This is a genomic window from Caulobacter sp. S45 (assembly GCF_903642205.1).
Lineage (GTDB): Bacteria > Pseudomonadota > Alphaproteobacteria > Caulobacterales > Caulobacteraceae > CAHJWH01.
Genome location: NZ_CAHJWH010000003.1, coordinates 14765 through 27030, shown reverse-complemented (window position 1 = coordinate 27030; position 12266 = coordinate 14765). Strand labels below are relative to the sequence as shown.

The following is a 12266-nucleotide window of genomic DNA, read 5'->3' as shown; positions in this document are numbered from 1 at the left end:
GCTCACGGCGTCTCTGTCGCGCCGTGTTGCATCATCCGCCCGGCGGGAATAGTCAGACAGCCTGACGATGTCAACGGACGGCTGCAGCGGCTCAGCCCTACGCCTCGGCCGCAAGCTCCGCCGGCGAAACGACCAAGGGAGAGAGCGATGAACGACATGACGCCGATGCGCCGGGCGACCGGGCGCACCACCCACTACATCAACGGCCAGTGGGGCGAGACGGGCGGCCGCACCTTCGCCGACTACAACCCCTTCGACGGCGCGCTCTATGCCGAGATCGCAGCCGGCGGCCGGGCGGAGGCGCAGGCCGCCGTGGACGCCGCCGCGGCCGCCTTCCCGGCGTGGGCCGAGGCGACGCCCCGCCAGCGCCAGACCCTGTTCCTCAAGGCCGCCGACATCGTGGAGCGCCGCGCCAAGGAGTTCGCCACCACCATGGCGCTGGAGACGGGCGCCGGGGCGGCCTTCAGTGGCTTCCTGATCCGCTGGTCCATCGACATGCTGCGCCAGGCGGCGGGCTGGGGCTATCTGCCCATAGGCGACGTGCTGGCGAGCGACGTGCCCGGCCGCTTCGCCATGGCGGTGCGGAAGCCGCTCGGCGTCGTCGCCGGCTTCTCGCCCTGGAACGGCTCCTTCAGCCTGGCCTGGCGCACCGTCGTGCTGCCCCTGGTGTTCGGCAACACGGTGGTGCTGAAACCTTCGGAGTTCGCGCCCATCTCCGCGGGCCTCCTGCTCGCCGAGGTGCTCGACGAGGCGGGCTTCCCGCCAGGCGTCATGAACGTGGTCACCCATGCGCCGGGCGAGCACGAGGCGGTGACGGATGTCTTCTTCGAGCGGCCGGAGGTGCGCAGCATCAACTTCACCGGCTCTTCGGCCATCGGGCGCATGCTGGCGGGGCGCGCCGGCCAGTCGCTGAAGCGCATCGTGCTGGAGCTCGGAGGCTACAATCCGCTGCTGGTGCTCAAGGACGCCGACCTCGACCTGGCGGTGGACCTCGCCACCTTCTCCGGCTTCTTCCACCAGGGCCAGATCTGCATGAACGCCCGGAAGGTCCTGGTGGAGCAGCCGCTGCACGACGCCTTCGTGGAGCGGCTGGCGGCCAAGACCCGCACCCTCAAGGCCGGCGACCCCACCACGCCCGGCGTCTTCATCGGCCCGCTGATCCACGACCGGGCGGTGAAGGCGGTGGACGCCTCGGTGAAGGACGCGGTCGCGCGCGGCGCCACCCTCGTGACCGGCGGCGAGGCGCAGGGGACGATCTATCTACCCACCATCCTGACCCACGTGCCGCCCGACGCGCCCATCAATCGGGAGGAGACCTTCGGCCCGGTGATGATCGTGGAGGCGGCGCCGAGCGCTGAGGCGGCGCTGGCCCAGGCTTCGGACACTAACTACGGCCTCTGCTCGGGCATCGTCACCGGCGACCAGGATCGCGGCCTTGAGCTGGCCCAGCGCTTCAACTGCGGCATGGTCCACATCAACGGCCCGACCATGGCCAGCGAACCTTCCCTGCCCAATGGCGGCGTAAAGGATAGCGGCTGGGGTCGTTCCGGCCACTATGCGGTCGAGGATTTCACCGAGATTCAGCTGACCACCATCACCCGCGGTCCCATGCCCCTGCCTATCTGAAGCCCTGGTTTGAGCGCCGCAGGGGCGCCTCGCTAGGATCTGCGGCGGAACCGGAGGGGCGATGTCGGACTCGGAGGCGAGCTGGCGGGTCGAAAACATCGGCCGGGCGCTCTCCTTCGCCTCGGCCGTGTTCGAGCGGGACGTGCTTCGCACCGTACAACAAGGTGAGTTTGCCTGGGTCAGGCCGGTGCAGCTCGCCCTGTTCCGCAACCTCGATCTTGACGGCACGCCCCTGACCGAACTCGCCGCCCGCGCGCGCATCACAAAACAAAGCATGCAGGAGCTGGTGGACAAGGCCGAGCGCTTCGGCGTGGTGGTCCGCCGCCCTGACCCGGACGATCGCCGAGTCAAGATCGTGGCCTTCACGCCCGCGGGGCTGATGATGCTCGAACGCTTCCGCGAGGGCGTGGCCGAGGCTGAACGGCGCATGGCCGAAGCGCTTGGGGACGACGTCATGCGAGACCTGAAGACCCGGCTGCAGGCCTATGTGGAGGCTGACGACCTGAGCGGCACTGGCCCAAACGCCCAGGCGTCGCGATCGTCGCGCGCCATCCCTGCTTCAGGGCGCCTCAAGGCCTGAACCGCCCTGGTCGACCGCGCGCATGCGACCCCCACCAACCTAGACCGCCGGCGCGACCGCGCCCAGGTCTTCGCTTGTGGAGGGATTGGCCACGAGCGCACGGCCGTGCACGTGAAAGCTCAGCATGAGCAGCGCGGACAGCACGGCGCTGCCGCCCATGACCACCGAGACCTGGCCGCGGCTCATGCCGGTGTTGAAGAGATAACCGGCCAGCGCGGGCGCCAGAGCGCTACCGACCCGGCCCACGCCCAGGGCGAAGCCCGCGCCGGAGGCGCGCATGTGGCTCGGGAAGGTGCGCGCAATCAGCGAGTGCATGCTCACCATGCCCGAGTGCGCGAAGAAGCCCGCCAGGGCCGCCGTCAAGGTCAGGGCGAGCAGATGGCCGCCCGAATAGCCGAACAGGATGGCCCCGAGCCCCAGGCCGAGGACGGCCGTAAACGACAGCGGCTTCAACGGGACATGCCCAGCCGCCCATCCGATCAGCGAGCCGCCGACCACCCCGCTGAGGTTGGCCATGACCGCGACCCGCGCAGCCACCGACGGCGTGAACCCCGCGGCCGCCACCATCAGGGGTATCCAGCTCAGGAAGAAATAGACCGTGATGACAAAGAGGAACAGGATTGCCGACAGGTGCACCGTGGCGCGCAGTTGGCTGGCGTGGAATATTTCAAATGGCCGAATCGCCGCCTTGACCTCCGCCCGTGGCGGCAGGCTCTGCACCGACGGATGTCCGCACCGGCGCAGAAAGCGGTTTACGTGCGCGAGCGCCTTGGGTCCCCGCCTCTCCACTAGGAAGGCGATGGGCTCAGGCAGGAGGACCATGGACGCCGCCACCAGCACCAGGCCGAAGACGCCGCCCACCACGAAGACGGCGCGCCATCCGCCGTGTGTCAGCAGATAAGCCGCGGACAGGCCGCCAAGCACGCCGCCGAGCGGGAAGCCGACCGCCATCAGGCCGATCGCCAGCTCCCTTCGGCGGATGTTGGCGTACTCCGCCGCCAAGGGATTGATGATGGCGACCACAGCGCCGATCCCCACCCCCGTGATCAGCCTGTAGAGGGCCAACACCGCAATACCGTTGGCGCGCGCGCTGAGGAACATGCCGACGGTCATGACCGCCAGCGCAATCCGAGCCAGGGTCCGTCGCCCGGCCACATCGCCCAGCGGAGCCACGATGAAGGAGCCGAAAGCCATGCCGACCAGCCCCACGGAGAAGACCAGCCCGAGCGCCGCGGGGTTGACGTGCCATTGATGGAGCAGGCTCGGCGCGACCAGGGTGACGGCCAACACGTCGAAGCCGTCGAGCGCACTCATGGCGAAGGTGGTCAGAACCGCCGCCCACTGGAAGAGGCTCATCGGCGAGTTCGAGAGGAGCACCCGGGGATCAGACGCAAGGGCCGCCGGACCCGTGTTTGCTGTCACGCTGCTCATGATTGTTGATCGTCGACTTGATCTGGAGCGATCAGGAGGTTTACGGGGCGGACAAGGCAGGACCAGCCGGCCTGTGAAGACCGCGCCCTCCTGTTGGGCGGTCCTTGAATGGAGCATATCTGTCGGCCGGGGTCACTCAAGAGGAATATCGACAAAACGCCGTTTTGCAGACATTGACGCAGAGCGTCTGCCGGCTCATCGAGTTGACCGCCGGGTCGGCGTCAGCGGCGTTCGGCCGTCGGGCTGAGACGTCTCGGCACGTGAGGGCGGACCAGCCTCAAGCCCTCGGAGAGAGTGTTGAAGCTCGTCAAGATCGAACGGAGTGGCTCATGCGCCGAGGGCGTGCTGGACGGCGAGACGGTCCAGGTGCTCGGCGGATGGCGCCCCGGCCCCGCCGACAAGGCCCCGTTCACCCTTCCGGTTAAGCCCCTCGCGGAGTTGCAGCGCCTTCTGAGCGAGGCGACCGAGCGCGTCTCTCTCGCGGACGTGTCGCTCGCCGTCCCGATCGACCCGGCCGCCCAGATCTTCTGCGCGGGCTTCAACTATCGCGCCCATCTGACCGAGACCCGCGCTGACGAGCCGACCCATCCGGTGATCTTCAAACGTACGCTGGACACCCTGGTGGCTCACGGGCAGCCGGTCATCCGCCCGACCGCCTCCGAGACGCTGGACTACGAGGGCGAGATCGCCATCGTCATCGGCCGCGACGGGCGCCACATCCCCGCCGACCAGGCCATGTCCTACGTCAGCGGCTACAGCTGTTTCATGGACGGCAGCGTGCGCGAGTACCAGAAGCACAGCGTGACCTCAGGAAAGAACTTCTGGCGCACCGGGTCGATGGGGCCCTGGGTCGTCACCGCAGACGAGGTGGGGTCCGGCCCCATGACGCTGGAGACCTTTGTCAACGGAGAGGAGCGGCAGGCCTCTGATGCCAGCCGCATGATCTTCGACATCCCCACGCTGATCGCCTACTGCTCCACCCTGACCTGGCTGCGTCCCGGCGACGTGATCGCCACCGGCACGCCGGGCGGCGTGGGCTCGCGCATGACGCCGCCCTGCTGGCTGAAGGCGGGCGATAGGGTGGAGGTCCGGATCGGGGGCGTCGGCGCCTTGGCCAATGTCGTCGAAGACGAGGCCTAGGACCATGGCGGAGCTCATCCTCTACATGTCGCCGGGCACCTGCTCGCGCGTCACCATGACGGCGCTGGAAGAGATCGGCGTCCCTTTCGAGGACCGGCTGATCTTCACCGGCGCGGGCGCCCAGAACAGCGCGGAGTACCTGGCGGTGAACCGGAAGGGCAAGGTTCCGGCCTTGAGCGTCGATGGCCAGGTGCTGACGGAGAACCCCGCCATCCTGGCCTATCTCGACGAGCAGCATCCGGCGGCAGGCCTGCTCCCTCGCGGCGATGATCCGCTGGTGCGAGCGCAGGGCCTGAGCGACATGGCCTGGTGTTCGAGCACCCTGCACATCAACGTGCGCCAGATCCGCAACCCGCTCAGGCTCACCGCCCGCGATCCGGACGGCGTGCGCGAGGACGGGCTGAAGAAGCTCGCCAAGGAGTGCGAGTACATCTCAGGGCGTGTCGGCGATGGCTGGTGGTACGGATCGACCTGGTCGATCGTGGACACCTATGTCTACTGGGCCTACAGCACCGCCGCCGGCGGCGGCTTTCCCGTCGGCGACCATCCCGTCCTGACTGCGCACGCCGAGCGGGTCCGGGCGCGCCCGAGCTTCCAGCGCATGCTGGACCGCGAACGCGCCGCCGTTGAGCGGGCGCGACTGCCGATCGATCCGTCAGGCCTTTAACTGGCGAGTGCCGCAGCCGCCCCACCCTGCTCGGCTGAGTGCGCGCTGCGGAACCCTGAACCTAGCCGTGCGGGCGCTTGACGATGTTGTTCCAGGGCGGATTCGGCGGCGGGAAGCCGCGGGTCAGTTCGGCGTAGACGCCCTCCGTGTAGGTGATGAACATAGGATCCTCGGTCTTGTCCGGAAGCGCCTGCTCGATTTCCGCCAGGGTCTTGCCCTGGACGACCATGGCCTTGATCTGCTCGCGCCGCGTCTGCTCGTCGCGGAGCCGCGAGGCGAGCTCGGCCTTGGACAGGATGGGGCCGTGACCCGGGATGTAGGTGTCGGCGTCTAAGGCCAGTATGGCCTTCATGGAGTCCTCCCAGCCCAGGCTTGATCCTGCAAGGTGGATCACGGGAAACTGGGTGTAATTCACCAGCAGGTCGCCGCCGTAGACGATCTTCAGGTCCGGCAGGTACATGACAAGGTCGCCCGCCGTGTGGGCGGGTCCATAGTGCCGCAGGACGACACGCACCCCGCCGAGCGTGGTCACGAGTTCCCTGCCGACCGTGTCGCGCGGAAGGCGCTCCACCAGTTGGGCGTAAAGGGCCTTGTAAGCGGGAGGCGCCGCCGGGTCGTTGGCGGCGGCGACGACCTCGCTGCGGGCGTTCTCCTGCATGAACACCGGCGTGGAGGTGGGATAGTAGAGCAGCCCGAGCACGTGGTCGGGATCCGCGTGCGTCACGACGATGGCGCTGACCGGCTTGGAGGTCACCTTGGCGATCTCGGCCTGCTCCATCTTGGCTTCTGCGGCCGAAATGCCGGCGTCGAGCACCACCACCCCTTGCGGACCGACGACGAAGCCGTCGTTGGAACGGCCGCCGCTGATCCAATAGGCGCCGCCCCGCAATGCATGGGTCTCCATGGCCAGCGGTCCAGGCCGCGGCTGCGCCATCGCCGGGCCGGCGAGCACGGCCACGGCCACGCCGCACAGCGCCCGACGGAGACCCCCCGCTCTATCGCTCTTCATCATCTTCATCCTTCCATCCTCCCCTTCTTTTCAGCGCCTAAGTCGGCGCCCTGCTTGATCTGTCTCGCAGGACACCGCTGCGCTTCGGGATGTCGTAGCCGCGCTCTGCCGAGCCGTTATCACGACCTCTGGCTTCAGTGCTGGAGCGAGCGCGCCGTGGAGAGCAGCTGATGGTCCGACGAGGCGGCTTCCGCCGCCGCCTGCCGCAGGCGCGCTTCGGTCCCGCCGGTGGCGTAGGCTTCGACAAGGCCCATATGGCCCTCAAGGATCAGAACCTCGTCGTCGACGAACAGTCGGTCGACGTCGGCGCCCGGCGCCTGCAGCTCGGCCAGGAGCGTCTGGTGTTCGCGCGCGAGCGTCTTCGCGCCGCCGACCAGGGGCACGCCCTGGTCGTTGCTCATGCCCTTGAGGCCGGATCGACCGCCTGCGAAGGCCTCCCGCACGTCCTTGGCGAAGGCCTGTATGCGCGGCGAGCCCCTGTGCTCGGCGACCTCGGTCAAGGCGCGCTGGGCCGCGTCCAGCTCGCGGACATCGTTCTGCAGCTCGGAGGCGGACACCGCATAGGCGGTGGGCGCGAAGCCGGAGGCGGGGCTGCCGGGCTCGACCTTGGTGGCGGCCGGCAAGGTCTTCTGCGCCGCCGCTACGCCCGGTCCCGCCAAGGCCAGCGCGCCGACGATCGCCCCAAGAACGCCGATCCTCCCCGCCTCCATCACTCTGTGCGTCATCCCCGCCCTCTTCATCGGCAGCCTTCCGCCTGGTTCATCGAGCCGCCGGGCCTCAGAAGCCGGAGTCGGTAAAGCCGATCCAGCGGCCCGCGGCGATCACCCCGCACCAGAACAGCAGCGACAGGGCGCCCGTCACCTTGGCGACCATGGGCGGCGAGGGGTGTTCGTCCCAGTGATGGATGCTGCGTTCGGTCACCGCGTGGAAGATCACCATGTTCGCCCCAGCAAGGACCAGTAGCACCATCTTGAGGCGGAACGGCGTGTTGTTGAAATACTTCAGCGCCGCGGAGGAAAACAGCAGGCTGCCGGTGATCACCGCGACCACGAAGCCGCCCCAGGTCCAGGGCAGAATCTCGGTCGTCAGGCGCGTCACGGCGCGCCCGCGCGAGGTGAAACCCAGCAGCCGCAGGTCCACCATGGCGATGGTGCCCACCACGAAGGTGATGGCCAGGACGTGCACGCATTCGATGATCGGGAACATCCAGCCGCTCTCGCGGATGGCGGTCCCCACGGGCGTGCTCTGGAGACCTTCGAGCAGGGTCTGGATCGACATCGGGGTCTTTCGGCGGGCGGGACGAGGCTGAGCCGGGCCGCATCAAGGGTGGTCGGTGTAGGCGATCAGCCGCCCGGCGAAGACGATGGCGACGAACAGAGCGAGCGAGGCCAGCGCCAGCACCTTGGCCCAGCGGGCGCGCGCGGGCGTCGCGTCCCAGAAGGCCGGGTCGCGCTTGAGGGCGAGCTGAAGGGCGGCTGTAACCCCGATGGCGACGAGGATGAGGATCATCTTCTTGACGAAGGTCGAGTTCTCCAACTCGCGGGAAGGCTCGGCCACCGTCAGGATCGCCCCGGTCAGGAGCAGGATCGGCAGGGTCCCCCATATCCAGGGGAGAAGCCGCTTGGCGGTCCCGGCCACGCTGTCGCTGCGGCCGGCGATGCCGAACAGGCGCAGGTCCAGCATGGCGGCGGAGGCGAGCAGTAGGGCGATGCAGATGATGTGCACCGTCTGGGTCAGCGGGATGATCCACGCCACGTTCTGGATGGTGTTGCTGACCGGCGTGCTGGCCAGCCACTCGCAGAAATGATGGAGAGAAAGGGCCATGAGCTGGGGTCCGGCTACCGGATTGTCGTAAGGGGTACGCAGGCCATCGGAACTTCCCTCGCCGTCAATGCGCCCGCCTGGCGGTGACGGCGATGTCGACCTGGACCTTGAGCGCCACCGTGTCGCCCGTCTTGAACTGGCCCTGGCCGACGCCGAAGGCGCTGCGGTCGAGCGGCAGAGAGCCCGACATCTTCGCCGTGTCGCCGGCGATGGCGAGCGTGAAGGGCAGCGTCACCGGGTGGGTGGCGTTGCGGATCGTCAGGTCGCCCTGGGCGACGTAGCGGCCCGGACCCGCAGCGGCGATCTTGCGGCTGACGAAGGTGGCGCGCGGGAAGAGCTTGACCGAGAACCAGTCCTCCGTCGGCAGGGCCTCGTCACGGGTCTGGTCGCCGCTCTTGGCGGAGCCCGTGTCGATCACGGCGGTGACCTTGGAAGCGGCGAGATTGCCGGGGTCGAAGGCGATCTTCGCATCCCAGCGGCTGAACCCGCCGGTGAACGTCTGACCGTTCATCGCCCCCTGGAAGCCGATGCGGGAGGCGCCTTTGTCCACCGTCCAGGTGGGAACGGGCGCCGCGACCGCAGGAGCGGCGAAGAGGACGAGAGCGGCGGCGAGGGCGAGACGCATCATGGGACCTTTCTCAATCGAGCGGCGCGCCTGAGCCCGGCGTCATGCGGCCGAGCACGGGATGGCCGTCCAGGAACTGGTGCTTGACCACCGCGCCCACGTGCAGCGCCAGGAGCGTCACGGTGCTCCAGGCCAGGACGACGTGCGCGGTTCCCGACAGGTGGTTGACGGCGGCCTTCTGCGGCGCGGCCAGGTCATGCACCACAGGCAGGTGCGGCCAGGGAACCAGATGGTAGAGGAGCGTCGGCAGGTTGTAGGGGCTGGTGGAGACGACCAGCCAGCCCGTCAGCGGCATGCCGATCATGATGACGTAGAAGGCCCAGTGCACCGCCAAGGCGGCCGCCTTCTCCCAGGGCTGCAGGCCCGCGGGCTCGGGCGGCGGCGGGTTGATCAGCCGCCAGGCCAGCCGGCCCAGGCTGAGCAGCAGGATGGTGACGCCTACCGACTTGTGCAGCTGGAAGATGTTGAACTGCGCCAGGCCCTTCAGGAAGGCCATGCGAAAGCCCAGCACCAGGTTCAGCAGGATGAGGGCGGCGATCAGCCAGTGGAAGGCCATGGCGACGTGAGTGTAGCGCGCCCTCTGAAGGCTGGCGGCCAAGTCCCGCTCCGCCAGATGCGGGCCGCCGAAGGATCCCTGAGGAAGACGATCAGCCGAGCTCTGCAAAGCCACCCTCCAGAGGACACTGCATCCTGACCGCCCAAGCCCGCCTGTCGAAGCCGCGCGTCCTCAGATCCGCACCAGCTCCTCGACGCTCACGCCGCTCTTGAAGCGACCCACGAACGCCTCCGGATTGAGCTCCACGCCCGAGGGGTTGGCCTTGAAGCCGGGGGAGCGCATGAACTCGGTCATGGCTTCGAAGGTCGGAAAGTTCTGCGTCGTCAGCTCCACGTTGTTGCCGTCCGGATCGCGGTAATAGAAGCTGGTGAACGGGCCATGGTTGGCGCTGCGGTGGGGATGCAGGCCGGCCTCGGCAAATGAGTCGTACTTGGCGATCAGTTCAGCGACGTTCTCCGTCATCAGCTGCATGTGATGAAGCCCTGGCGCACCCCTGGCGGCGGCGGTGGCGGTGCCCGGCTCCTCGAACAGGCCGATGACCTGGGTATAGGGATAGGCCGCCGAAAGCCGGAAGAAACACATCCGAAGATCAGACGCCCGGGTCTGGCCCCCGAAGTCGCCGGGCCTCGCGGTCTTGGAGGGAGCGTGCTCGAAGAAGGGAGCGACCCCGAGCACCGTCTCATACCAGGGCTTCATCACCTCCAGCTGACCCGTCTTCAAGATCGTCTCGCTGATCTTGAAGCGGGAGCAGTCGCTTGGGGCTGCTCCGCTGATGGGCTCACTCATGGTACTTTCCCAATGATCGTCTATTTTCTAGCCGATCTTCATTGGCCTGGCGACAATGATTCTGCGGCGGTCGCGACCGGGACGCCCTGACCCGCCGCCAACGCCTCTTCACACAGGCCTCAGGTGGTGGCCGCCGCCGAGCGGATCAGCGCCCGCTCGCCGCCACCCAGCCAGGCGCGCAAGCGTTGAACGAGTTCGACGGCCTCGCGAGCGCCGGGCAGGTTCTTGTTCACCGGGTGGCCCGCCAGGGTCTGCAGGTAGCCCAGATGGCGATAGCCCTGCGGGAAGGTGGAGAGCAGATCGGGATCGAGCTTCACCTCCGCCCCCAGATCGAGCGGCGCCAGGGTGTCGCCCTCGTAGACGGCTTGGCGCGACAGCAGGCCCCAGCGGCCGTCCTGCTTTTCGAAGGCGTCGCAGAAGCGGCCCCGGCAGGTCACGTCCACCATGACGCCGTGGAGGGGCGCCCGCTGGATGATCTGCATCTTGGTCAGCGCGATGGCCCGCTCGCCCTTCACCTCCACGTGCGCGCCGTTGACGCTATGGAAGACCTGGCCGCCGGCCTCCCAGACGCGGCGGCTCCGCTCGACGAACTCGGACGCCGTCGCCTCGCACCAGGTGGTCATGATGAAGCCGTCGGGCCGCCAAAGGCTCGCCAGCCGCTCGAAGTCGCCGCCGTCCCGCCAGATCACCCACGCCTCGATAAGCTCGCGAATGAGCTGACGGTCTTCAAGCTGGCTGTCGTTCATGAACGTCCGTTGCATTCCGTCATGGCTGAGAGACCCACCTCGAGAGAGGCTGGAGGCGTGGCGGTGATCCGGGGCCTACTGGATCAGTCTCGTACGCTCGCCGAGGAGCTGGCCGCTCCCGAGCTGGACGGCGTTGAGGGCCCCGCCCTTGTCACCGCTCTTCAGCGGCGAAATGTAGACGGTCACCTTGTCGCCGGGCGACATCGAGCCCTTGCTGAAGCCCAGCCGGCGGAGAAGTCCCGGATTGCCGCCCTCCACGCTGTACTTGGTCGGATCCTTGGTCCCGTTCGGCACCAGGAGATAGAGCCAGGTATGCGGACTGGTCCACTCCCAGCTCACCACCGTGGCGTCCTTCAGCGTGACCTCCTTAGTGTGGTCGAACATCGCGTAGGAGTGGTGGGCGAAGGCGGGCATCGGAACCAGCGCCGCCGCCGCAATCAGGCCCAGGATAGTCTTGCGGTTCATCTGCGTCTCCCGCCTCCGCGCCACGACGTAGCCGGCGGCCTGTTCTTGTTCAGTGGATGTAGGCATCCGGATCGTAGTTCGTCTTGGGCGTACAGATGAATTCCTTCGGCTCCCATGACGGGTCGTTCAAAGCTTTGTAAATGACGGTGTCGGTCATGGGCCGGTCGTAGGCGGTGGGATCGGTCAGGGTGACCTCCACGCGGAGCGTGCCGGCGTCGACCCGGTGGTAGCGCTCGGTGATCTTCAGGTCGTCGCTGCGAGGAACCCCCGTGCCGTCGATCGGCTGGTCCTTTATGCCGACGACCTCGGTGACCAGATCCCGGCCGTCATAGCGGCCTCGGGCGTTGCCGTTGGAGAAGCTCTCGAGGTCCTTGGCGTCCGGGAACGGATGGCCGTCCAGCCATATCCGCCGCACGGGGTCTCCATCGCGGTACATCATGACGCGCCCGGGCGTCTGCAGGATCAGAAGCGGCCCCTTGGCCCCGGTCATGAAACGAGGCATGCCCGGGGGCAGGCAGGCCTGGATGGGATCATCGGTCCGGGTCCCGGCCTTCGCCTCCTCCACGCGCGCCGTCCACTTGGCCGCGAAAGCGGGCTTTAGCGGGGGCGGCCACGGCATCCAGCCCTCCTTCGAAGCCGAGCCGGTCGACGGCTGGCGCACCCACACGCCGCTGATGTCCGGCGCGGAGGGGTCGCCATACCAGCTGAGGTGCTCGGGCGGACGGGGCGCCGGCGGCTGCGCGAGGGCCTGCATCCCAACCGCGCCCACAAGAATGGTGGCCAGGACGCCGTACATCAACGATCGGCCGAC

At 67.9% G+C, this 12266-nt stretch carries 15 protein-coding genes; 4 read left to right on the top strand and 11 right to left on the bottom strand.

The genetic code is table 11. The annotated features are described in order from the left end of the window. Positions 1 to 147: 147 nt before the first annotated feature. Together HUV06_RS00780 and HUV06_RS00775 are read left to right on the top strand one after the other, a co-directional pair. Positions 148 to 1626, top strand: coding sequence for an aldehyde dehydrogenase family protein (locus tag HUV06_RS00780; protein ID WP_217433578.1), 1479 nt, complete (start codon positions 148 to 150; stop codon positions 1624 to 1626). Between the two features lie 61 nt (positions 1627 to 1687). Next, a complete protein-coding gene (locus tag HUV06_RS00775; protein ID WP_174299364.1) occupies positions 1688 to 2206 on the top strand; it encodes a MarR family winged helix-turn-helix transcriptional regulator in 519 nt (172 codons plus the stop codon). A 39-nt stretch (positions 2207 to 2245) separates the two neighbouring features. On the opposite strand, the gene HUV06_RS00770 is transcribed toward HUV06_RS00775, so the two are convergent. Then, positions 2246 to 3562, bottom strand: coding sequence for an MFS transporter (locus HUV06_RS00770; protein WP_174299363.1), 1317 nt, complete (start codon positions 3560 to 3562; stop codon positions 2246 to 2248). 372 nt (positions 3563 to 3934) lie between these two features. Between HUV06_RS00770 and HUV06_RS00765 the strand changes: the two genes are divergently transcribed. Both HUV06_RS00765 and HUV06_RS00760 read left to right on the top strand, forming a co-directional pair. Beyond that, positions 3935 to 4777: a fumarylacetoacetate hydrolase family protein gene (locus tag HUV06_RS00765; protein ID WP_217433577.1), complete on the top strand. Its 843-nt coding sequence runs from the start codon at positions 3935 to 3937 to the stop codon at positions 4775 to 4777. A 4-nt stretch (positions 4778 to 4781) separates the two neighbouring features. Continuing rightward, the gene (locus HUV06_RS00760; RefSeq protein ID WP_174299361.1) at positions 4782 to 5444 is read left to right on the top strand and encodes a glutathione S-transferase family protein; all 663 of its coding nucleotides are present in this window, start codon (positions 4782 to 4784) and stop codon (positions 5442 to 5444) included. A 61-nt stretch (positions 5445 to 5505) separates the two neighbouring features. Here HUV06_RS00760 and HUV06_RS00755 read toward each other — a convergent pair whose 3' ends face one another. From HUV06_RS00755 to HUV06_RS00715, 10 genes are all read right to left on the bottom strand, one after another. After that, positions 5506 to 6453 carry an MBL fold metallo-hydrolase gene (locus tag HUV06_RS00755; protein ID WP_174299360.1) on the bottom strand — a complete coding sequence of 316 codons (948 nt, stop codon included), beginning with the start codon at positions 6451 to 6453 and terminating at the stop codon, positions 5506 to 5508. A 134-nt stretch (positions 6454 to 6587) separates the two neighbouring features. Continuing rightward, on the bottom strand, positions 6588 to 7178 hold the full coding sequence (locus HUV06_RS00750; RefSeq protein ID WP_174299359.1) for a DUF4142 domain-containing protein: 591 nt from the start codon (positions 7176 to 7178) through the stop codon (positions 6588 to 6590). Positions 7179 to 7230: 52 nt separating this feature from the next. Beyond that, the gene (locus HUV06_RS00745; RefSeq protein WP_174299358.1) at positions 7231 to 7731 is read right to left on the bottom strand and encodes a DUF6644 family protein; all 501 of its coding nucleotides are present in this window, start codon (positions 7729 to 7731) and stop codon (positions 7231 to 7233) included. Positions 7732 to 7773: 42 nt separating this feature from the next. Then, a complete protein-coding gene (locus HUV06_RS00740; protein WP_174299357.1) occupies positions 7774 to 8277 on the bottom strand; it encodes a DUF6644 family protein in 504 nt (167 codons plus the stop codon). A gap of 64 nt (positions 8278 to 8341) precedes the next feature. Beyond that, positions 8342 to 8905 carry a YceI family protein gene (locus HUV06_RS16120; RefSeq protein ID WP_254600805.1) on the bottom strand — a complete coding sequence of 188 codons (564 nt, stop codon included), beginning with the start codon at positions 8903 to 8905 and terminating at the stop codon, positions 8342 to 8344. Between the two features lie 10 nt (positions 8906 to 8915). Continuing rightward, positions 8916 to 9500 (bottom strand): cytochrome b, encoded by a 585-nt coding sequence (locus HUV06_RS16115; protein WP_254600804.1) that lies wholly within the window; start codon positions 9498 to 9500, stop codon positions 8916 to 8918. A gap of 129 nt (positions 9501 to 9629) precedes the next feature. After that, the gene (locus HUV06_RS00730; RefSeq protein WP_174299356.1) at positions 9630 to 10244 is read right to left on the bottom strand and encodes a VOC family protein; all 615 of its coding nucleotides are present in this window, start codon (positions 10242 to 10244) and stop codon (positions 9630 to 9632) included. A 119-nt stretch (positions 10245 to 10363) separates the two neighbouring features. Next, entirely contained in the window at positions 10364 to 10990 is a 627-nt protein-coding gene (locus HUV06_RS00725; RefSeq protein WP_174299355.1) for a nuclear transport factor 2 family protein, read from the bottom strand. A 75-nt stretch (positions 10991 to 11065) separates the two neighbouring features. Then, positions 11066 to 11455 (bottom strand): DUF6152 family protein, encoded by a 390-nt coding sequence (locus HUV06_RS00720; RefSeq protein WP_174299354.1) that lies wholly within the window; start codon positions 11453 to 11455, stop codon positions 11066 to 11068. Positions 11456 to 11504: 49 nt separating this feature from the next. Continuing rightward, entirely contained in the window at positions 11505 to 12251 is a 747-nt protein-coding gene (locus HUV06_RS00715) for a hypothetical protein (protein ID WP_174299353.1), read from the bottom strand. Between the last annotated feature and the right edge of the window lie 15 nt (positions 12252 to 12266).